Origin of the sequence: Nonomuraea sp. NPDC048882, from assembly GCF_040649755.1 — a bacterium.
Taxonomy (GTDB): Bacteria; Actinomycetota; Actinomycetes; order Streptosporangiales; family Streptosporangiaceae; genus Nonomuraea; species Nonomuraea maheshkhaliensis.
The window spans coordinates 192,160-209,533 of the sequence record NZ_JBEZGB010000002.1; the positions used below are offsets into that span (position 1 = coordinate 192,160).

Below are 17,374 nucleotides of genomic sequence, written 5' to 3' on the forward strand. Positions count from 1 at the left end.
CATCCCACAGGACCATCCCGCGACAACCCGGAGTTCACCATGATCAAGACCGCTGCCGCCGGCCTCGCCCTCGTCACCCTGCTCGTCGGAGCACCCGCCCAGGCCGCCACGCCCACGCCCACACCCGCACCCACACCCACGCCGTGCCCGGCGCCGGCCGCCGTCCGCACCGACCCTCCGGTGAAGGTGCCGCCGATCAACGACGCGGCGCTGCGCGAGTCGATCGCCGGGCTGCCCGCGGCCGACGCCACGGCGGCGATCGTCCGGGTGAGCGGCACCAAGGGCTCGTGGCGGGCCGTGCGCGGGGTGGCCGACCTGACGACGAAGCGGAAGGCCACGGCCGGCGCGCGCTTCCGGGCGGGCAGCGTGACCAAGATGTTCACCGCCGCGGTCGTGCTGCAGCTCGTGGCCGAGCGCAAGCTGTCACTCGACGACGCGGTGCAGGACCGGCTGCCCGGACTGCTGCCCGCCTCGTACCCGAAGGTGCGCGTCGGCCAGTTGCTCGACCACACCAGCGGCCTGCCCGCGCCGACCGTGCCCGGTACGTTCGAGTACGCCTACCGGACCAGGTTCAAGAAGTGGACCCCCGAGGAGTACGTGGCCCTGGCCGTGCGCAACCCGATCGAGTTCACCCCCGGCACCGCGCAGCACTATCTCAACACCAACACGTTCGTGGCGGGGCTGCTGATCGAGCAGGTCACGGGCAGGTCGTACGAGCGCGAGGTCACCACCCGGATCCTGCGCCCGGTGGGCATGAAGAACAGTTACCTGCCCGGCGCCTCGGTCCGCATCCGCGGCCCGCACCACGAGGGCTACCAGTCCGTGCCCGCGGGCTTCGACGACGCCGTCCCGTACGGCGACGGGCACGTGGTGAACATGACCGAGACCAGCGTCACCTCGACCTGGGCCTCGGGCGACCTGATCTCGACGGCCGCCGACCTGGAGAAGTTCGTCAAGGCGCTGTTCTCCGGCAAGGTGGTGCCGCCCGCCCAGCTGGAGCCGATGTTCACGGTGCCGGACGTGACGATGTTCGGCGCGTGCGACAAGCCGGCCGTGTACACCTCCGGCATGACGAGGCTGGTGCTGCCCGGCGGGCTCGTCGCGTACGGCAAGAGCGGAGCCCGTTACGGCTACTCCGCCGGCGTCGGTGCGACGCGCGACCTGGCCAGGACGCTCGTCTACTCGGTCAACTCCACCGACGCCAAGGCTTCGGGCCAGAACCAGCGGGCTATGGGCATCTCGGTGGCGGCGTTCTCCTGATGAGAATCCCGGCCGCGCTCTCCTGATCGAGACAGCGCAAGCGCCCGGCGAGACAGCGGAAGCGGCCGAGACGCCAGAGGTGAGGGCGGGGCCCCTCACCTCTTCCGGCGGATCCGCTCAGCGGCGGCGACGGCGCCTGCGCCGTGCGCGGCTGTAGCTTTCGTCGTCGCCGCCCCAAGGCGGCTCGTGGTACCGGAGCATGGGAAGTCGGAACGATGTGAGACCCAGATATCGCTGGATGGCCATGGTGTTCCCCCTCATGAAGCCCTTGAGGTTCGGCGCACCGGACGGCTGCGCGTCCGGCCACTACCGGACTGAGTCACGCTCTACCCGGAAACGCACCCGGCTATCCCGCTGACCTGCGTCTCAGCCCCTCCCCTACTTGACCGACAGCTTGCGCCGCTTGAACATCGGGTGCTTGGTCTCCCAGTAGCGCCAGCCCTCGACGCGGGACGGCACGCTGGCGATGCCGGCGGCGACCTTGTTACGCTCGCAGGTGCCGAGCACCGACCAGGCGGACCAGCCGACGCGGTAACCGAATACCCGGTACCACATGTTGCCGTACATGCCGTCGCTGATTTCCTTCGTGAATTCATGGCCGGAGAAGACCATGTGCCGCTCTTCCAGGTGCGGCAGCCCGAGCCGGCGCAAATGGTCGACGACGGTTTTGGTGTCGATGGTCTTGGAGAAGTCCTTCGCCTTCTCGTTCTCCGTTTCGAGGAATGCGGTGATTTCGGCCTCGCGCGTGACCGACACCGTCATGGAGCCGCCGGGGCCGTCGATGTAGCGGGTGCGGGGCAGGTAGAAGTTCCGCGGCGACATCTGGTGGATCCGGAAGAAGGTGCGTGGCCTGCAGTTTCTTCCGCCGTCGTCATCGTCATCGTGGTGATCGACGAATCCCCTGTCACTGGTGCGGTGGTGGTGGTCGTCGTCCTTGGAGTCGGCGTTCGCCGCCGGTGCCATGGTGACCGCCAGTGTCGCCGCGAGAAGACCGCGCAGTGCGGGCTTCGCCATTTCTCTCAGTGGGGTGAACATTACCGTTCCTTTCCGCATGCGACCTATAGTCGCCAGACCGGTACGATGCTTACAGTTGCCGCGAGCGAGATGACAACGCCACGCCGAAGTCGAATTTCCCGTATCCGGAAAAGAGCGATGAAAAAGCGTCATCAATCGACGCCTATTCGGCAAAGAAAGCACATACCCCGGGCAGCGATCCAGAAGTTACCCTCCGTGCGCGGGCGCTTTCGTACAGGTATGACGCCATATCTAAATGTGCATGCGTTGAGGCGGATGGATGACCCCGTACGTACCTCCCTACGGCAGATTCCGCGTTTCAGGAGGTACGTATGCACCGCAGAGTCGCCCTGCTCTCCACTTTCGTGCTCGCCCTGGCAGGTTCCCTCATCCCCGCGGGCGCCGCCCAGGCCGATCCCAGCAGGCCCGTCACCTGGTCCGCCACGGATTCCTGGTCGGAGCGCAGGTCCGTCTCGCAGTACTGGACCCCGCGTCGCATGGTCGCCGCGCAACCACTGGAGGCGCCCGCGCCCCGGCGTGGCGTCCGGTCGCGCACACCGTCCCAGGGCAGACCGTGGGCGACCCGCGGCACCTCGGGCAGCAGCAACGGCAGGCTGCAGGCCGCGGTGGCCAACAGCCCCGGCCTGCAGTGGACCGACGGCGGCGCCGTCGTGCGCACCACCGGCCGGGTCTTCTTCACCACCGCCGACGGCCGCAACTCATCCTGCTCCGGCTCGGCCGTGACCAGCGCGAACGAGAGCGTCGTGATCACGGCGGGACATTGTGTGAAGCTGAACGGCGCGGCGCACCGCAACTGGGCGTTCGTCCCGGCCTTCGACGACGGCCGGCGCCCGTTCGGCACCTGGGTGGCCAGCGAGATGTTCACCACGCCGCAGTGGAACGCGCGCGAGGACATCAACTTCGACGTGGCCGCGGTGGTGGTCGCGCCGCTGAACGGCCGCACGCTGACCGACGTCGTGGGCGGGCAGGGGGTGGCGTTCAACCAGCCGAGGCAGCGGCAGAACTTCGCGTTCGGCTATCCGGCGGCCGATCCGTTCGACGGCTCCGAGCTGATCTACTGCAGCGGGCGCGCGTTCAACGACACCGTCTCGACCAACGACCAGGGGCTGCGCTGCAACATGACCGGCGGGTCCAGCGGTGGGCCGTGGTTCCAGGGGTTCGACCCGGCGACCGGGCTCGGCTGGCTGAACTCGCTCAACAGCTTCACCTACAACTTCGCCCCGAACTTCATGTTCGGCCCGTTCTTCGGGAACGAGGCGATGGCCGTCTACCAGACGGCCCAGAACTCGCAGGCCACCTGAGCGGCACGAGCCGGCCGACACGCGATGCGGCCGGCTTGAAGCGGTGCCGACCGGCCGGAAGCGGTTCGGACCGGCTGGGAAGCGGTGCGGCATGATGGGCCTGGATCCCCCAGGAGGCCCGCCATGCCGCCCGTTGTGCCGCCCGCCGTACCATCCACCGGATCGTCCGCCGGCGATCCGTTGCCGCTGCTCGAACGTCTCATCGCTGCGGACTCGGTCAATCCCGACCTCTCCCCCGGCGGCGCCGGCGAGTCGGCGGTGGCCGAGCTGTGCGCGGAGTGGCTGGGCGAGCGCGGTTTCGAGCTCCACCGGCTCGAACGAAGGCCCGGCCGCCCGTCTCTGGTGGCCGTGGCGCGCGGCACCGGGGGCGGGCGGTCGTTGATGCTCAACGGCCATCTGGACACGGTCGCGTACGGCACGTACGACGGCGACCCGCTCACCCCGCGCGTCCAGGACGGCCGGATATACGGCCGCGGCGCCTTCGACATGAAGGGCGGTGTGGCCGCCATGATGGCCGCCGCCGCCCGCGCCATCGCGGCCGGCCCACTGCGCGGTGACGTCATCGTGGCCTGCGTGGCCGACGAGGAGCACGCCAGCTTCGGCACCGAGGAGGTGCTGGAGAGGTTCACCGCGGACGCGGCGATCGTGACCGAGCCGAGCCTGCTGGAGGTGACGCTCGCGCACAAGGGGTTCGCCTGGTTCGAGATCGACGTCCTGGGCCTGGCCGCCCACGGCTCGCGCCCCGACCTGGGCGTGGACGCGATCGCCAAAGCCGGTCACTTCCTCGTCGCCCTGGAGGAGCTGGGCCTGCGCCTGGCCGCCTCGGGCGGGCACCGGCTGCTCGGGCCCGGCACCGTGCACGCCTCGCTCATCGAGGGCGGGGAAGGCCCTTCGACGTATCCGGCCCGCTGCCGGATCACCGTCGAGCGGCGCACGGTTCCCGGTGAGAGCGCCGAGACCGTACGGGCCGAGCTGGCCGAGATCCTCGACCGGCTGGCCGCCACCGTCCCCGATTTCCGGTACGAGCTGCGCGGTGGCCTGCACCGCGATCCGTTCGAGGCCGATCAGGAATCTCCTATCGCGCGGGTGCTGCTGCGGCACGTGGAGCGGGCGCTGGGCCGGCCGCCGGTGATCCGCGCGGAGCCGTTCTGGACCGACTGCGCCCTGCTGGCCCGCGCCGGGATCCCGTGCCTGCTCTTCGGGGTGGACGGCGGCGGCGCGCACGCCGACACGGAGTGGGCCGATATGGCCTCCGTCGAGCTGGTCACGGACGTGCTGGCGGCGACGATCGCCGAGTTCTGCGCCTGATCCACCCGCCCGGATGCGCCTCCCGGCCGCCGCATGCCCTGACAAATTCGGGCATTGACGAAAAATCCTTACATGGTAGTTGTAGATCGAGTCGGAAAGCTTCAAACCCCTCGTTGAGATCGTCCAGAGCTCACCCAAGGAGGACGCGCCATGGCGCGAAGCACGGCCACCGACCCGCCCGCCGACTTACTCGGCCCCGTCCAAGGAGAGGTCTCCTGGTTCTGCTGCGGCACCGCCTGGGGCCCGTGCAGCAGCACCGGCAAGGGAGCCTGCGGCACCTGCAACTCCGGCAACCTCCAGCACGCCTGGCCCAACACCTCCGACGCCTGCTGGGCCATCACCCGCCCCGACAGCTGCGGCGTCGGCCTGTCCCGCCGTACGTGCGGGTTCCGCCACCGCATCACGGCCCTGTGCAGCGGCTCCAGCGTCGTCACCGCCATCGCCGACTGCGGCCCGCAGACCGACCTGTTCTGCGGCGAGCGCAGTTGCTGCGGCGCGACCTGCGCCAGTAACCGGCTGATCGACCTCACCCCCGCCGCCTACAGCCAGATCGCCAGCCTCTCCTCCGGCCTGCGGCCGGCCGAGATCTCGACGGCCTGAGGAGGCGGAGCAGATGCGCAGCAGAAGGGACGTGCTCAGGTCCGCCGTACTCGGCGGAGGCGCCGGCGTCGTCGCCGCCACCGCGATGGGCTCGCTCGGGCCCGAGGCGGCCTTCGCCGCCACCGCGTCCGCGCCCGCGCAGAAGGTCGAGCCGGGCGCGCCCGACCCCGACTTCGCCGAGGGCCGGATCCGCTCGATCAAGGAGAACACGCTGCTCGTCCTGGGCTCGAACATGGTCTTCCACACCATCAGGGTCGTGGACGGCACGAGCCTGTGGAAGCTGGGACCGGTCGCGTTCGACCAGGCCAAGCCGGGAGACGGCCTGTACGCCAGGGGTGTGCGCATGCCGGACGGGATGCTGGCCGCCGAGTCGGTGTGGCTGAACATCGTCAACATCAAGGGCCACATCAAGAACATCACCGGACAGACCCTCCACCTCGACCACAACGGTCACGAAGTGCTGTGCCACGTCGTCGCCGGCAAGTCGGTGGCCATCCACTCCGAGTCGCCGCCCACCGAGGACCTGTCGATGCTGAAAGTGAGCCAGCACGTGCAGATCCTGGGCGCCTGGCGGCCGGACACGAACGAAGTGGACATCGCAACGGTCTTCTCCCCGCACTAGGAGGCAGTTCGTGAACGGGATCGCCGCGTCTCAGCCGTACGTGATCGCTTTCTTCCTCCTCTGGGCAGGTCTGTTGAAGCTGCTCAGCCGGCGGATGCGGGCACAGGCCGGCCAGACCGCTCTGGCCCGGCTCACCGGCCCGGCGCGCGCGGTCCCGGTCCTGCGGCTCGTCGGACTGGCCGAGGTCGCCGTGGCCACCGCCCTGCTGCTCCCCGCCCTCTTCTTCGGCGGGGCGACCGCGCACCTCCTCGATGGGGGCGCCGCGCCGTCGCCCGCGCATCTTCCCGGCGGGGTCGCCGCCGCGCTGCTGTCGGCCGGCTTCCTCGTCTATCTCGCCTACGCCCACGTCGCCGCGCCCGCCGCGTCGTGCGGCTGCCTGGGCACCCATGCCAAGCCCGTGGACGCGCGCTCCTTCGCCCGGGCGGGGCTGCTGCTGGCCGCCGCGCTGGTCACCGTGCTGTTCGCGGCGGCGCCCGGCCTGCTCCCGGCCGAGACCCTGCCCAGTGGTCTGGCGGGCGGTCTGGCGGGGGTCGTGGTCCTGGCGGAGATCGCGGCGCTGCTGGCTCTGTCATCGGAGCTGGACCGCTACTGGCTCGTCCCGCTGCGCCGCCTACTGGTCCGCCTGCGCCGACCGCTCGCTCTCACACCCACCGGGAGCGTTCCGCTGGAGGCATCGCTGCACCTGCTGCGCCGCAGCCCCGCCTACTGCTCGGCCTCGGCCCAGCTCACCTCGGACGTGCGCGACACGTGGGACGAGGACGGGTTGCGCTTCGTCGTCTACGGCGCCCGCGACCGCACGGCCGTCTTCGCCGTCCCCCTCGTCGGCGACGACCCGCACGCGGTCAAAGTCGCCCTGGTGAACGTCTGAAGCTCGAACGTCTGAAGCCCGGGAACGCTCAAGGGCGTGTGGACGCTCGGAGCGGGCCCGCGCAGCGGGTCAGTTGCCGCGGGAGGCCGCGTGGTTGCTGGCGATCAGCTCGTGGTGCCGGACGACCTCGGCGATGATGAAGTTCAGGAAGCGCTCGGCGAAGACGGGGTCGAGCTTCGACTCCTCGGCCATGGCGCGCAGGCGGCGGATCTGGGCCGCCTCCCGCTCGGGGTCGGCCGGGGGAAGCCTGTACTCGGCCTTGAGCCGGCCCACCTCCTGCGTGCACTTGAAGCGTTCGGCCAGCAGATGGACGAGCGCGGCGTCGAGGTTGTCGATGCTGTCGCGGAGCCGTTGCAGCTCCTTGCGGATGAAGATTTCCTGTTCGGTCAGATCCTGAGAGGTTTTATCCACAAATATCCCCACATAGCGCAACATGACCCTAGAAGGGGAAATGTTACCCGCCGGCCATCAGGTCGGCGAAGGCCCGAGCCGCCGCCCCCGAGCTGAACAGCCGCTCCAGCCGCGCCCTGGCCAGCTCCCGCCGGAACGGCCCCGCCAGCGTCGCGTCACCGGACTCGTGGGTCATCTCGGTCAGCCAGCGCGAGAACTCCTGGGCGTTCCACACCTTTTTCAGGCACGTGGCCGAGTACGCCTCCAGCGGCCCGCCGTCCCCCTCGCGCAGCGCCGCCCGCAGCGCGTGGGCCAGGACGTCCGCGTCGGCGATGGCCAGGTTCATCCCCTTTCCGCCCATCGGGGTGATGATGTGGGCGGCGTCCCCGGCCAGGAAGAGGCGCCCGTACCGCATGGGGTCGACGACGAAGCTGCGCATGTCCACCACGGCCTTCTCCGTGATCGGCCCCTCGGGCAGTCCCGGGTCGCCGAGGCGCAGCCGTAACTGGGCCCAGATCCGGGCGTCGTCCCAGTCGTCGAGCGCGTCGGCGGGCGCGCACTCCAGGTAGAAGCGGCTGGCCTGCGGCCCTCTCGGGAAGTGGGCGGCGAAGCCCGCCGGGTGGATCGCGAACATCGGGTGCCGCGGCGGCGTCACGTCGGCCATCACCGTGAACCAGCCGATGCCGTGGTCGTAGGTGTACGTGGTCAGCGCCTGCTCCGGCACGCTCGCCCGGCTGACGCCGTGGTGGCCGTCGCAGCCGGCCACGTACGAGCAGGCGATCTCGCGTACGGTGCCGTCCTGCTCCCGGTAGGAGACGACGGGGGCGTCACCCTCGACGCCGCGCGGCGTCACCTCGGCGGCGTCGAAGCGCAGGTCTCCCCCGCCCGCCTCGAAGGCCGCGACGAGCCGGCCGACGAGGACCTGCTGCGGGACGATCCGCCCCGATCTGCCGTCGGCCAGCGCGACCACGTCGAGGAAGCGCGGCTCGCCGTCCACCCTGATCTCCATCGTGGAGTCCCGGTGCGTGCCCGCCAGCACGCTCTCGGCCAGGCCCCAGTCCTCGAAGACGCGGGTCGCGGCGTGATCGAGCACGCCGGCGCGCTGCCGCCGTTCCACGTAGGACCGGCTCTGCCGCTCCAGCACCACGCACGCGACGCCCGCCTGCCGCAGCAGATTGGCCAGGGTCAGGCCGGCCGGGCCGGCTCCGATGACGACGACCTCGGTGCTCTCCGGCATGCTCGGCCCCTCCGGCAATATCGGTGCTTGTCGTCCGGAATCCGACACCAGGATCGGCTGATCCGCAAGTCCTTCAGCTCCGGTCGTTCCTGCGGGTCTCGTAGTGCTGGGCGATCAGCGCCGCGGCGCACCCCAGCGTGGCCAGGCCGAACCCGACCCCGATGAACACGTTGACGTCGGCGATGGACGACACCGCGTTGCAGACCGCAAAAACGGCCAGCAGCAGCCAGAGCACGGGGCGGCGCATCCGGGAGAGGACGCCGGCGGGACGGGTCTCGGTGGTGTGATCGGTCATCATGCGCTCCTCGATCGATCCGTTCGTCATGTCGAGAACGCTACGGAGCGGCGCGGGCCGCGACGATCCCAGTAGCGGGACAGCCGGAGGTACAGCTAGCTGTACTTTTCGGCCGGCGATTGCCTGATGTCCCACCTCTTGTCCTAGTGTCTGTGCGTGTCCGAGCGGACGAAGAGCGGACGAAGCGCGGACGAAGGAGGTGCGGATGCAGGCCCAGGAGCCGGCGGCAGAGCAGCGGCGGGCCCGTTCGTGGGACGTGTTCGCCCGCGCCCGCACCACCCTCGACGGGCTGGAACACCTCGTGGGCGGCATGGGCACCAGCGCCCTGGCGCTCATCGCGCTGATCGGGCTGGCCGCCGTGCTGCCCTTCTGCCTCACGGGCGTGGGCCTGCGCCTGGTGCCGATCTCCCTGCGTGGGCTGCGTACGGTCGCCAACAGGGAACGGGCCCGGCTGTCCCGCTGGGGCCCGGAGATCATCAACCCCGATCCGGTGCCCGCCGACTGGCGGGTGGCCGTCAGGCAGCCCGCCACCGGCCGGGAGCTGCTCTGGCTGGCCTGGCACGCCACGATGGGGCTGCTGCTGGGCGCCATCGGGCTGACGCTGCCGTTCCGGGCGGCGCTCGACCTGGTGTTCCCGCTCTACTGGCCGCTGCTCGGGCCGGAGGATCGGGCCGGCGCCATCCTGGAGATCTGGCCGGCCGACGACCTGCCGAGCGCGCTCCTGGTGAGCCCGATGAGCCTGTTCTGGCTCGGGCTCGCGCTGGCCCTCATCCCGGGCATGGCCCGGCTGCAGGCGTGGCCCGGCCGCCGGCTGCTGGCCGCCGATCCGGGCACCGACCTGGCCCTGCGGGTGGCCCAGCTGACCGCCACCCGAGCCGCCGCGCTGGACGCGCACGCCGCGGAGCTGCGCCGGATCGAGCGCTCCCTGCACGACGGCACGCAGAACCGGATCGTGGCCGTCAACGTCCTGCTGGGCGCGGCCCGCCGCGCGGTGGAACGTGACCCGGCCACCGCCGACGCCGTGCTCGAACGGGCCCAGGACGCCGCCGAGCAGGCGCTGGCCGAGTTGCGCGCGGTCGTGCGCAGCATCCTGCCTCCGGTGCTGGCCGATCGCAGCCTGGCCGACGCGCTGAGCGGCCTGGCCGCGGCCAGCCCCGTGCCGTGCGAGGTCGACGCCGAGGTGCCGGGACGTTGCCCGGTCTCCGTCGAGGCCACCGCCTACTTCGTGGTGGCCGAGGCCCTCACCAACATCGCCAAGCACAGCAAGGCGCGGCGCGCCACCGTGACCGTGCGGCGGACCGACGACCGGCTGCGCATCCAGATCGTGGACGACGGCCGCGGCGGGGCCGTCGAGGACGGCGGGTCCGGGCTGGCCGGGATCCGCCGCCGTACCGAGGCGCTCGACGGCACCTTCACCCTGACCAGCCCTGTGGGCGGGCCGACCACCATGAATGTGAGCCTTCCATGCGGATAGTGATCGCCGAGGACGACGCCCTGCTGCGCGAGGGCCTCGCGCTGCTGCTGCGCGCGGAAGGGCTCGACGTGGTGGCCACCGCCCCCGACGCCGCCGGATTCCTGGAGGCGGTGGACACGTACAAGCCGGACGTCGCCATCGTGGACGTACGCATGCCGCCGACCCACACCGACGAGGGCATCGTGGCGGCCGTCGAGGCCAGGCGGCGGCTGCCCGGGCTCGCCGTGCTCGTGCTGTCGGCCTATGTCGAGCAGGCGTTCGCCACCGACCTGCTCTCCCACGGCAGCTCCCGCCTCGGCTACCTGCTCAAGGAGCGGGTCGGCCGGGTCGGGGAGTTCCTGACGGCGCTGCACCGGGTGGCCGACGGCGGCACCGCCATCGACCCCGAGGTGGTCGCGCAGCTGCTGACCCGCAGCCGCCCGGACAACCGGCTGGAACGGCTGAGCCCGCGTGAGCGCGACGTGCTCGCGCTGATGGCGGAGGGGCTCGGGAACGCGGCCATCGCGGAGCGGCTGTTCGTCACCGACGGCGCCGTGCACAAGCACATCCGCAGCATCTTCGCCAAGCTCGACCTCGCGCCGACCGACGGGACGGACCGGCGGGTGGCGGCCGTGCTGCAGTACCTCGAAAGCGCCTGACCGCCACCGTACCTCGAAAACGCTCAACCGCTTTCAGGCGCCGAGGTCGCGGACCACGTTGTCGAGCCGGATGGCCAGCCGGTCGAGCTCGTCCTCCGTCGGCTCGCCCGCCGGCAACTGGGCGATCACCTCGTCGCGCCGCGCGATGACCAGGCCCCTGTGCGCCTCGTCCACGTCGGAGGCGGGCAGCACCACGCAGTCACCGCGGACGAACACCAGCGTGGCGTCAGGATGACGCGATTCGAGCAGCTCACGGACGCACTCTTTGTCGATCACAGACATGGAAGACATCGGCTTTCCTCCCCCGGTCGGCCCCTCCAGGCAGCCGCCTACCCCCGTACGGAGCGCAAGAACCCCGGCCCTGCGGGACCTGCTTCCAGCAGGTGCCTGACCGGCGAATACACCCTTCTGCGGCAACACGTGTCGTCCTCGGTTAATTACGGAGAGTGACCGTATGGTGAAGTCAGTGGCCCCAGGTGGCCCCTCCGCAAGCGAGAGGATCGAAATGCCGCAGGAACCGAGAATCGACGTCGAGACCAGAGCCCACGGGATCGAGAGCAGCCTGTCCGCAGAACAGGTCGAGCGGATCGCCGAAGCGCTCGGCCACCAGGGCGTCTGGTTCGCCGGCCCGCCGGAGCGCTCCGGTCAGACCCGCCCGCCCGAGCAGGTCTGGGAGCTGGTCGGCGACAGCCCGCACCACGGCCGTCTGGCCACCGGCCGCGCCGCCGTGCACCTGGCCGAGGGGCACGACGCGCTGACCAGGCCGCTGATCCTGGCCGACGGCTTCAACTACGGTCCGAGCGACCTGGACGAGCTGTGGCGCCACTTCAACAAGCCGTACGCGCCCGGCAAGCCCGGCTTCCTCGACCAGCTCAGCACGCTCGGCATCGACGTGATCCTGCTGGGCTTCGACCAGCGGCACATCGCCGTCCAGGCCAACGCCGCCGTCGCGGTCACCGCCGTGCAGCGCGCCATCGCCGAGCGCATCGGCGACGCCCAGCTCGTCGTGGGCGGCGTCAGCATGGGCGGCCTGATCACCAGGTACGCGCTGGCCCGCATGGAGACCGAGCGCATCGACCACCAGACGGAGAAGTACTTCTCCTACGACAGCCCGCACCTCGGCGCCTGGATCCCGCTGGTGCTCCAGCAGCTGGCCTACCTGCACGAGGCGCTCGACCCGCGCTCCGACGGGCCGGGCCAGGCCGAGCTGATCCGCAGCCCCGCCGCGCAGCAGCTGCTGTGGGGCTGGGTCGAGAGCGCCGACTACTCGGGCCCGGTGACGGACAACGCGCTGCGCCAGGAGTGGATCGAGGATCTGCGCAGGGTGGGCTGGTTCCCGATGCGCCCGTACAAGCTGGGCATGGCCAACGCCACCGGCAACGGCGTCGGCAACGGCCTGCCCGCCGGCACCCCGGTCTTCGACCTCAACCTCGACGCGCTTCAGCTCGTCGCCCGTTTCCAGCCGGACCTGGGCGAGCTGCAGAACATCGGCACCGTGCGCTTCGGCGCCCCGGTGTGGACGAGCGCCACCTCACACGTCCCGGCGTTCGACGGCGCGCCCGGCGGCACGCTGGACGCGTGGGGCCGGCTCGCCGACGCGATGGGGCTGACGATCGAGCCGCGCTTCCGCAGCAGCTGCTTCGTCCCCGCGGTCAGCGCGGTCGCCCTGGCCAGGGACCTGTACCAGTGGCCGTCCGAGCTGCACCTGGACCTCAGCGACCTGCCGAAGGACGAGACGCAGCTGGACGCGTTCTGCTGCGACACCACCAACACCGAGCACAGCGCGGTGTCCAGGCCGCTGATCGAGTGGTTCCTTGAGCAGCTGGCCGGCTGGTAGAGCGAAGAAGGAGAGTGCCGGCTCGCCGCGCGAGCCGGCACTCGCCGTTCAGCGCGCGCCCCGCCGCACGCGGCCGTTCAGCGCACGCCCCGGTGCACGCACAGGAGCTGGTCGCGGGTGGCGTTCTTGTCGCGGTAGGCGATGACGGCCGGGCCCTCGGCGCTGTGGTGGTCGGGCAGCCGCTCGTCGGCGAGCCAGCCGGAGCCGTTGAAGCTGCTCCACCACAGGCTCTGGTCGGACGCGCCGCGGTGCAGGCAGTAGAGCCGGTCCTTGTAGACGGTCAGGGCCGGGCCCTCGGTGGCGTGGTGCGCGGGCAGCTTCTGGTCGGCGCTCCACTTCCCTCCGTCCCAGCGGGTCCACCACAGCGCCGTGTCCCCGCCGGCGCCGCGGTGCACGCAGTAGAGGTGACCGCGGTACGTGGCCAGCGCCGGGTTCGAGCGCGAGGCGTGGCCGGGCAGCCGCTGGTCCTGGCTCCACCGGGAGCCGTCCCAGCGGGTCCACCACAGCGACTCGTCCGCGCCCGCGCCCCTGTGCACGCAGAACAGCTGCCCGTCGTACGCCGCCAGCGCGGGAGCGGTCTTGCTGAAGTGCTGCGGGAAGCGCTCGTCGTCGCTCCACCTCGCCCCGTCCCAGCGGGTCCACCACAGCGACTCGTCCGCACCGGCGCCCCTGTGCACGCAGAACAGCTGCCCGTCGTACGCCGCCAGCGCGGGAGTCGCGGCGCTGAGGTGCCGGGGGAAGCGCTCGTCGTCGCTCCAGCCCTGCTCGGCGTCGTAGACCGTCCACCACAGGCTGGAGTCGCCCGTTTTGCCGCGGTGCGTCAGGAAGAGCCGGTCCTGGAACTGGGCCAGGGCGGGGCTCGACCCGCTGAAGTGGTCGACGAAGCGCTGGTCGCGGCTCCATCCCTCGCCGGGCTCGTGAACCGCCCAGTACAGGCTGGTGTCACCGGCGGGCCTGCCGTCCTGGCGGGCCGGGACGAGCATGCCGGGCGCGGTCCACGGCGAGACGAGCCTGACCCCGTACGGGCGGGCGATGGAGGCGATCCAGTCCGACCTGGCCCGCACGGAGCGCTCGACGAGCGGGGCGAGCCAGGAGCCGATCACGGCGCCCGCGGTCTCGCCGATGAGCTGCGGCAACTCGGCGGCCAGCAGCGCGGCCGACTCGTTCAGGTGGATCTCGTAACCCCACCACCTGGCCACCGGCCAGACGTCGGCGCCCATCGTGCGCAGCTCGCGCTGGAGGCGCTGGACCCGCTCCCGCTCCTTGGGGGTGAGCGCCGCGATCTGCCGCTCGCTCTCCCGCCTGGCGTCGGCCGCCTGGCGGGCGGGGGCGTCGTCGAGCAACTCCGTCTCGACGGCCGCGTCGACGGCGGCGGAGGCCACCGGGTCGTCCTGGGAGTGCAGGAGAACGGCCTCACCATCGAGCGCCGACTCCTCGGCCGTGTCGGTCCCGACCTTGCCGGCCCGGGTCTCGTCAGTCATTTTCCAGCCCCCTGGAGTGATAGATGAGCGAACTTCGCCATCGTAACGTTGAGTAGTGATTCAATTACTCTGGGGGTGTATTGTTCCGGGTAAAGCCCCCGCAGGGCGGCCTGAGGGTGCGGCGGGCGCGGTTCACAGCCGATTACTAAGCGGCGTTCATCGAACGCTCATGCAAGGACGTCATCGTCACGAGCATGCACACGTCCAGCGCGAACGTTTCGGCCGAGCCCGTGCGCCGGCCCGGCGGCGGCGCCGCCGACATCCTCGTCGTGGCCGGCGAGCCCGCACTGACGAAGCTCCGCTCCACGCTGGCGCGGCAGGAGTCGTGGCGGGTCCGCGGCGCGTACGACGGCGGCGCGGCCACCCGCGCGGCCCGGTGCGCCCGCCCCGACGCGGTCGTGCTCGACGCCACCATGCCCGGCGCGGCCGACGTCCGGCTGCCCGGCGTGCCCGTCCTGTACCTGACCACGACGGACCGCCTGGACGAGGAGCTGGCCGGGCTGGGCGCGGGGGCCGGCGACTACGTGACGAAGCCGTTCCGCGTGGAGGAGGTCGTCGCCCGGCTGCACCGGCTGCTGCGCCGCGCGCGTGTGGCCCGGCGGGACGGCGCCGGACTCGTGGTGGGGGACCTCACGCTGGACCAGCGCACCCGCCGGGCGCGGCGGGACGGCGAGGACATCCGGCTCTCGCCCACCGAGTACGAACTGCTGCGCCTGCTGATGCGCAACCCCGGCCGGGTGCTCAGCAAGGCGCACATCCTCGACCGCGTCTGGGCCTACGACTTCGGCGGCCGGGGCAACGTGGTCGAGCTGTACATCTCGTACCTGCGCAGGAAGATCGACGCCCGGCGCGCGCCGATGATCCACACCGTCCGCGGCGTCGGCTACACCCTGCGCCCGGCCGCCGGGGGCGGGGTGCCCGTCACGCCGGCCGGAGCGCGTCGGACAGCGCGCTCCCGGTCGGGCCGTTCAGGGTGATCGGGTCCAGGGGTTTCTGTCGGTGACCGCGTGGCCGGGTGTCCATCTGACGTAGTAGCCGACGCTCGCTCGCCGGGCTGCCCGCGTTCTGAAGCGGTACAGGCGTGCGTAGCGGCGGTCGCGGGCGCTGGCGAGCCGGTCGAGGAGGCTGGCGCGGCGGTCGCGGGCGCTGGCCCGGCGGTCGTCCGCGCTCGCCGAACGCTCCAGCGCGGCGACGCGTCGCTCCTGGCCCTGCTCGCGTTCCAGTTGGACCCGGTCGGCGCGCAGGGCGGACAGTTCGTCGCGGATCGCGGCCCGGTCGAGCCGGTTGCGCTCCCGGTCGGCCGCCGCCGCGTCACGGTCCAGGGCCAGCAGCCGCCAGAGCTCGTCCGTGCCCTCGCCCCGCTCGGCCAGCGCTCGGTACCGGTCGGCGGCGGCCCGGTCGCGTTCCTCGGCCGCCCGGTCGCGACGCTCGGCCTCCCAGAGCAGGTCGTGCACGCGGCGGTCGTGCTCGTCGTTCTCCTGGCGCAGCCGCTCCAACTGCCGGACACGCGGCAACGCCTCCTCGTCCCTGGCGGTGGCCCGCAGGTCGCGCCGCCGCGCCGCCTCGTCGCGTTCGGCGGCGGCTCGGTCGCGCGTGTCGCCCTGCTCGTCACGCTGCCGTGCGGTGAGTTCGCGGGCGCGCGGCCGGTCCCGGTCGGACACCGTCGGCCGCCGGCTGTCTTCGCCTGTCATCGCCATCTCCGGGTACGAGCCGCGTGCCGTCCCTGTGAGTGTGCCCGGCCGCTAGGGAAGCCTCACCACGCCACCTCCAGGGAGGCCATGCCGTACACGATGCTGGACGTGCGGAACTGCGGCGTGTTGTCCGTCGTGCGCAGGCCGGGGAAGCGGCTGAGCAGGGCGGGCAGCGCGGTGCGCAGCTCCATGCGGGCCAGCGGGGCGCCCAGGCAGTGGTGCACGCCGTGGCCGAAGGCGACGTGGCCGGGGGCGCCGCGGGTGAGGTCGAACGTGTCCGCGTCGGGGATGAGCCCCTTGTCCCGGTTCGCGGCGGGCAGGGAGACCAGGAGCAGGTCACCCTCCGCGATCGCCTGCCCGCCGATCTCCGTGTCGGCGGTCGCGACCTTGGTGGTGCCCGAGTTGACGATGCTGAGCCAGCGCAGCAGCTCCTCGACGGTGGCGTCGATCCGCTGCGGCTCCTTCCTGAGCAGGTCGAGCTGCTCGGGGTGGCGCAGCAGGGCGAGCGTGCCCAGGGAGAGCATGTTGGAGGTGGTCTCGTGCCCGGCGAACAGCAGCAGCCCGCCGATCCCGACCAGCTCGTCGGTGGTCAGGTCGTCGCCGTGCTCGCGGACGAGCATGCCCAGCAGTTCCTCGCCGGGGTCCTGCTGGATGCGGGCGACCAGCCCCTCCATGTACGAGCGCTGCTGGAACTGGAGCATCATCCGCTCCTCGCCCGGCACGCTCATGTCGAGCATCCTGTTCGTCCGCTGCTGGAAGTCCTCGCGGTCCTCGTACGGCACCCCGAGCAGCTCGCAGATCACCAGCGCCGGGATCGGCAGCGCGAACGACGGCACCAGGTCCACGGGCGACCCGGCGGCCTCCATGGCGTCGAGGTGGTCGTTCACGATGGCCTCGATGCGCGGTTCGAGGCGGCGCATGCGCCGGATGGTGAACTCGGGCGTCAGCATCCGGCGCAGCCGGGTGTGCTCGGGCGGGTCGAGGCCGAGCAGGTTGCCCGCGCGCACCTTGGCGAGCTGCTCCTCCGTCATCGGCGGCGCTCCCGGCAGCCGCGCGATGGTCTGCGGGGCGACCTTGAACCGCTCGGCGTCGCCCAGCACCTCGCGGACGTCCGCGTACCGCGTCACCAGCCAGGCGTCGGCCCCGAATGCCGTCTGTACCCTCTTGACCCGCTCCTCGTCGCGCGCGGCCGCCAACTCCGGCGCTGGATCGAACTCCACCCGCCGCATGTGCAGCGGCATCGTCGAGGTCTCGCTCATGCAGTCCCCTGGATGGTCCCGGTTTTTGGCTTGCACGCTACTGATCGGGACGCCGGGCTCTCTAGAAGCGATCTTCAA

The 17,374-nt window shown here is 71.4% G+C and carries 18 protein-coding genes; 10 read left to right on the forward strand and 8 right to left on the reverse strand.

Features of this window, described 5'->3' with window-relative positions; translation table 11 throughout:
- The first annotated feature begins 39 nt into the window (after positions 1 to 39).
- Positions 40 to 1,260 (forward strand): serine hydrolase domain-containing protein, encoded by a 1,221-nt coding sequence (locus AB0C27_RS06060; RefSeq protein WP_357838581.1) that lies wholly within the window; start codon positions 40 to 42, stop codon positions 1,258 to 1,260.
- Between the two features lie 378 nt (positions 1,261 to 1,638).
- Here the strand turns inward: AB0C27_RS06060 and AB0C27_RS06065 are convergent, their stop codons facing one another.
- Entirely contained in the window at positions 1,639 to 2,295 is a 657-nt protein-coding gene (locus AB0C27_RS06065; protein WP_357838583.1) for a hypothetical protein, read from the reverse strand.
- A 311-nt stretch (positions 2,296 to 2,606) separates the two neighbouring features.
- Between AB0C27_RS06065 and AB0C27_RS06070 the strand changes: the two genes are divergently transcribed.
- The 5 genes from AB0C27_RS06070 to AB0C27_RS06090 all read left to right on the forward strand — a co-directional run bounded on the left by AB0C27_RS06070 (position 2,607) and on the right by AB0C27_RS06090 (position 6,994).
- Positions 2,607 to 3,596 (forward strand): peptidase, encoded by a 990-nt coding sequence (locus tag AB0C27_RS06070; protein ID WP_357838586.1) that lies wholly within the window; start codon positions 2,607 to 2,609, stop codon positions 3,594 to 3,596.
- Positions 3,597 to 3,719: 123 nt separating this feature from the next.
- Complete coding sequence (locus AB0C27_RS06075) at positions 3,720 to 4,904, forward strand: M20/M25/M40 family metallo-hydrolase (protein WP_357838588.1); 1,185 nt, start codon at positions 3,720 to 3,722, stop codon at positions 4,902 to 4,904.
- Between the two features lie 150 nt (positions 4,905 to 5,054).
- Positions 5,055 to 5,504 (forward strand): hypothetical protein, encoded by a 450-nt coding sequence (locus tag AB0C27_RS06080; RefSeq protein WP_346108450.1) that lies wholly within the window; start codon positions 5,055 to 5,057, stop codon positions 5,502 to 5,504.
- 13 nt (positions 5,505 to 5,517) lie between these two features.
- Positions 5,518 to 6,126, forward strand: coding sequence for a cell wall protein (locus tag AB0C27_RS06085; protein ID WP_346108452.1), 609 nt, complete (start codon positions 5,518 to 5,520; stop codon positions 6,124 to 6,126).
- Between the two features lie 10 nt (positions 6,127 to 6,136).
- A complete protein-coding gene (locus AB0C27_RS06090) occupies positions 6,137 to 6,994 on the forward strand; it encodes a MauE/DoxX family redox-associated membrane protein (RefSeq protein WP_357838592.1) in 858 nt (285 codons plus the stop codon).
- A gap of 69 nt (positions 6,995 to 7,063) precedes the next feature.
- On the opposite strand, the gene AB0C27_RS06095 is transcribed toward AB0C27_RS06090, so the two are convergent.
- From AB0C27_RS06095 to AB0C27_RS06105, 3 genes are all read right to left on the reverse strand, one after another.
- Entirely contained in the window at positions 7,064 to 7,405 is a 342-nt protein-coding gene (locus AB0C27_RS06095) for a chorismate mutase (RefSeq protein ID WP_357838595.1), read from the reverse strand.
- Positions 7,406 to 7,448: 43 nt separating this feature from the next.
- Positions 7,449 to 8,621 (reverse strand): 4-hydroxybenzoate 3-monooxygenase, encoded by a 1,173-nt coding sequence (locus AB0C27_RS06100; RefSeq protein WP_357838598.1) that lies wholly within the window; start codon positions 8,619 to 8,621, stop codon positions 7,449 to 7,451.
- A 73-nt stretch (positions 8,622 to 8,694) separates the two neighbouring features.
- Complete coding sequence (locus AB0C27_RS06105; protein WP_357838601.1) at positions 8,695 to 8,946, reverse strand: hypothetical protein; 252 nt, start codon at positions 8,944 to 8,946, stop codon at positions 8,695 to 8,697.
- Positions 8,947 to 9,121: 175 nt separating this feature from the next.
- Here AB0C27_RS06105 and AB0C27_RS06110 point away from each other — a divergent pair, with 175 nt between their 5' ends.
- Both AB0C27_RS06110 and AB0C27_RS06115 read left to right on the forward strand, forming a co-directional pair.
- A complete protein-coding gene (locus tag AB0C27_RS06110) occupies positions 9,122 to 10,390 on the forward strand; it encodes a sensor domain-containing protein (RefSeq protein WP_357838604.1) in 1,269 nt (422 codons plus the stop codon).
- The gene (locus AB0C27_RS06115) at positions 10,381 to 11,028 is read left to right on the forward strand and encodes a response regulator transcription factor (RefSeq protein ID WP_346108464.1); all 648 of its coding nucleotides are present in this window, start codon (positions 10,381 to 10,383) and stop codon (positions 11,026 to 11,028) included. The genes AB0C27_RS06110 and AB0C27_RS06115 overlap by 10 nt, the downstream gene beginning before the upstream one ends.
- A 33-nt stretch (positions 11,029 to 11,061) precedes the next feature.
- Here the strand turns inward: AB0C27_RS06115 and AB0C27_RS06120 are convergent, their stop codons facing one another.
- A complete protein-coding gene (locus tag AB0C27_RS06120) occupies positions 11,062 to 11,319 on the reverse strand; it encodes a hypothetical protein (RefSeq protein ID WP_357838607.1) in 258 nt (85 codons plus the stop codon).
- Between the two features lie 214 nt (positions 11,320 to 11,533).
- Here AB0C27_RS06120 and AB0C27_RS06125 point away from each other — a divergent pair, with 214 nt between their 5' ends.
- Positions 11,534 to 12,865, forward strand: a complete 1,332-nt coding sequence (locus AB0C27_RS06125) for a hypothetical protein (RefSeq protein ID WP_357838610.1) — start codon at positions 11,534 to 11,536, stop codon at positions 12,863 to 12,865.
- A 77-nt stretch (positions 12,866 to 12,942) separates the two neighbouring features.
- Here the strand turns inward: AB0C27_RS06125 and AB0C27_RS06130 are convergent, their stop codons facing one another.
- Positions 12,943 to 14,346 carry a hypothetical protein gene (locus AB0C27_RS06130; protein WP_357838613.1) on the reverse strand — a complete coding sequence of 468 codons (1,404 nt, stop codon included), beginning with the start codon at positions 14,344 to 14,346 and terminating at the stop codon, positions 12,943 to 12,945.
- Between the two features lie 194 nt (positions 14,347 to 14,540).
- On the opposite strand from AB0C27_RS06130, the gene AB0C27_RS06135 reads away from it, so the two are divergent.
- Positions 14,541 to 15,323, forward strand: coding sequence for a response regulator transcription factor (locus AB0C27_RS06135; protein ID WP_357838616.1), 783 nt, complete (start codon positions 14,541 to 14,543; stop codon positions 15,321 to 15,323).
- Here AB0C27_RS06135 and AB0C27_RS06140 read toward each other — a convergent pair.
- Positions 15,315 to 16,037, reverse strand: a complete 723-nt coding sequence (locus tag AB0C27_RS06140) for a hypothetical protein (RefSeq protein ID WP_357838618.1) — start codon at positions 16,035 to 16,037, stop codon at positions 15,315 to 15,317. The genes AB0C27_RS06135 and AB0C27_RS06140 overlap by 9 nt on opposite strands.
- A 62-nt stretch (positions 16,038 to 16,099) precedes the next feature.
- Positions 16,100 to 17,296, reverse strand: a complete 1,197-nt coding sequence (locus tag AB0C27_RS06145) for a cytochrome P450 (protein WP_357838620.1) — start codon at positions 17,294 to 17,296, stop codon at positions 16,100 to 16,102.
- Positions 17,297 to 17,374 lie beyond the last annotated feature (78 nt).

Coding starts and splice junctions, on each gene's coding strand:
- AB0C27_RS06060 (WP_357838581.1), top strand. CDS start 40: ATGATCAAGACCGCTGCCGCCGGCCTCGCCCTCGTCACCCTGCTCGTC.
- AB0C27_RS06065 (WP_357838583.1), bottom strand. CDS start 2,295: ATGTTCACCCCACTGAGAGAAATGGCGAAGCCCGCACTGCGCGGTCTT.
- AB0C27_RS06070 (WP_357838586.1), top strand. CDS start 2,607: ATGCACCGCAGAGTCGCCCTGCTCTCCACTTTCGTGCTCGCCCTGGCA.
- AB0C27_RS06075 (WP_357838588.1), top strand. CDS start 3,720: ATGCCGCCCGTTGTGCCGCCCGCCGTACCATCCACCGGATCGTCCGCC.
- AB0C27_RS06080 (WP_346108450.1), top strand. CDS start 5,055: ATGGCGCGAAGCACGGCCACCGACCCGCCCGCCGACTTACTCGGCCCC.
- AB0C27_RS06085 (WP_346108452.1), top strand. CDS start 5,518: ATGCGCAGCAGAAGGGACGTGCTCAGGTCCGCCGTACTCGGCGGAGGC.
- AB0C27_RS06100 (WP_357838598.1), bottom strand. CDS start 8,621: ATGCCGGAGAGCACCGAGGTCGTCGTCATCGGAGCCGGCCCGGCCGGC.
- AB0C27_RS06105 (WP_357838601.1), bottom strand. CDS start 8,946: ATGACGAACGGATCGATCGAGGAGCGCATGATGACCGATCACACCACC.
- AB0C27_RS06110 (WP_357838604.1), top strand. CDS start 9,122: ATGCAGGCCCAGGAGCCGGCGGCAGAGCAGCGGCGGGCCCGTTCGTGG.
- AB0C27_RS06115 (WP_346108464.1), top strand. CDS start 10,381: ATGCGGATAGTGATCGCCGAGGACGACGCCCTGCTGCGCGAGGGCCTC.
- AB0C27_RS06120 (WP_357838607.1), bottom strand. CDS start 11,319: ATGTCTTCCATGTCTGTGATCGACAAAGAGTGCGTCCGTGAGCTGCTC.
- AB0C27_RS06125 (WP_357838610.1), top strand. CDS start 11,534: ATGCCGCAGGAACCGAGAATCGACGTCGAGACCAGAGCCCACGGGATC.
- AB0C27_RS06130 (WP_357838613.1), bottom strand. CDS start 14,346: ATGACTGACGAGACCCGGGCCGGCAAGGTCGGGACCGACACGGCCGAG.
- AB0C27_RS06135 (WP_357838616.1), top strand. CDS start 14,541: ATGCACACGTCCAGCGCGAACGTTTCGGCCGAGCCCGTGCGCCGGCCC.
- AB0C27_RS06140 (WP_357838618.1), bottom strand. CDS start 16,037: ATGACAGGCGAAGACAGCCGGCGGCCGACGGTGTCCGACCGGGACCGG.
- AB0C27_RS06145 (WP_357838620.1), bottom strand. CDS start 17,296: ATGAGCGAGACCTCGACGATGCCGCTGCACATGCGGCGGGTGGAGTTC.